This is a genomic window from Promicromonospora citrea (assembly GCF_013004695.1).
Classification (GTDB): Bacteria; Actinomycetota; Actinomycetes; order Actinomycetales; family Cellulomonadaceae; genus Promicromonospora; species Promicromonospora citrea.
On the sequence record NZ_JABEMG010000276.1, the window covers coordinates 1 to 1,522 of the forward strand.

At 69.1% G+C, this 1,522-nt stretch carries 1 protein-coding gene; it reads right to left on the reverse strand.

Going from position 1 to position 1,522, the window contains the following annotated elements; all coding sequences use genetic code 11:
- Positions 1–15: 15 nt before the first annotated feature.
- Complete coding sequence (locus HLB15_RS23580) at positions 16–1,395, reverse strand: IS4 family transposase (RefSeq protein WP_212760289.1); 1,380 nt, start codon at positions 1,393–1,395, stop codon at positions 16–18.
- Positions 1,396–1,522: the final 127 nt, after the last annotated feature.

The following is a 1,522-nucleotide window of genomic DNA, read 5'->3' on the forward strand; positions in this document are numbered from 1 at the left end:
CCCAACGCCGTTCGGTTAGGGGCCGGGGCGGGGTGTCAAGAGGGTGGTGGTGATCGTGACGGGTCGTGATCGGCGGTCGGCGTGGCGGTTGCGGGCTTGGTACTTGGAGATCGCGCGTTTGATGATGCGGGCACGGATACGTGGTCTGGGAGGGGGCAGCAACGCGTCCAGGACCGCGGTCCCGATCGGCCCGACGAGATCGATCACGGTGTCGGTGATGATCCCGGCGGCGCGGATGACCTGGTCGCGAGCGGTGTTCAGCGCGATGGTGAACGAGGCCCGGTCCGGGTCGACGTCGGGCCGGGCCAGGACCGCGTCGGCCATCGCGGTCCGCAGGGCCTGGTAGCCGGCCAGCAGCGCCCAGGTCTCCTGGACAACGGCAGCCGGGTGGCGGGCGCGTAGGACCCTGCCGCCGAGCATCGTGGACTTCAGCTCGGCGTAGCTCGTCTCGATCTCCCACCGCTGGTGATAGAGCCGCACCAACGCCAGGGCGGGCGCCTCGTGCGGGTCGAGCAAGGTGGTCAGCAGCCGGTAGGTCCCGGCCTGGACAACGCCGTCGGCCGTGGTCGCGGTGACCTGGGCATCGATCACACGGATCGTGACCTGCCCGGCACGAGTCAGGAACGACCCATCGGCCAGATGGCGGGTGGCGGGCAGCTTCATCGCGTTCCCTCCGGTCTTGGCGCGGACCAGCAGGTCCGAGCCAGTGGCAGCGACCTGAGCGAGGAACGCGTAGGTCGCGAAGTTGCGGTCCGCGAGCAGCAACATCCCCGCGTGCAGCGCTCCGGTCGCAGTCAGCCGTGCGGCATAGGTCAGCTCTCCGACCTTGTCGGTGCCGAACACCGCCTCGATCACCGTGCGGGTGCCGCAGGCCACGACCGCGACCAGCCGCAGCATCGGATACCCCACCGGGCCGTTGGGTCCCGCGACCGGCTTGGGAAACGCGACCAGGTTCGCCGCGCTGTCCGGCACGGCGATCTGGGTCCCGTCGATTGCGACGAGCAGCCTGCCGGCGAACCACGCCGACTGCCGGGCCGTGGTCGCCGCGGAGCCCTTGAGCACGTCGAACAGTGCCTTGACCGGCCCGATCCCGACCCGACGCATCGCCTCGGTCAGCGACGCTCCGGCCGGGACCGGGTGCGAGCCGGACAACGACGCGGTCAGCCGCGCCCAGACCTGCGCCCATCCCAGATGCTCGAACAGCCCGCCGGCGAGCAGCAGGTAGACCACCACCCGTGACGGCAGCCGCCGCACCCGCTGCTCGCCCCCGCCCTGATCGGTCAGGACCTCATCGATCATCTCGAACGGCACGACCTGCGTCAGCTCGCCCAGATGACCCGGCGCGAACACCCCCGGGGCTGACACGAACGACAGATCACTGGCAAGATCAGGCACCGAAGCTCCTGGTGTGTGAACGACTCGTCTTTGGCGGACAAGTCCTCACCTACCAGGAGCTTCACTACTCCCACCAGCACAAACACAACCTTGACAGCCACACCCAACAACTAACCGAACGGCGTTG